Source organism: Methylobacterium sp. AC832 (assembly GCF_979256025.1).
Map to the genome: position 1 here is coordinate 1 of NZ_CEEDMV010000093.1, position 232 is coordinate 232.

General features: G+C 62.5%; 1 protein-coding gene. It reads left to right on the forward strand.

Features of this window, described 5'->3' with window-relative positions:
* The coding region (locus AC0IXR_RS25215; protein ID WP_471762625.1) for an ABC transporter substrate-binding protein at positions 1 to 232 on the forward strand (232 nt) is incomplete at both ends.

Below are 232 nucleotides of genomic sequence, written 5' to 3' on the forward strand. Positions count from 1 at the left end.
GCCTGATCCTGCCCATGACCGGCGGCCAGGCTTCGACCGGCAAGCAGATCGATAATGCGATCAAGCTTTACATGCAGCAGAAGGGCGACACCGTCGCCGGCAAGAAGATCGAGATCATCCTGAAGGATGACGCCGCGGTGCCCGACAACACCAAGCGGCTCGCGCAGGAATTGATCGTCAACGACAAGGTCAGCTTCATCGCCGGCTTCGGCGTGACGCCCGCGGCGCTGGC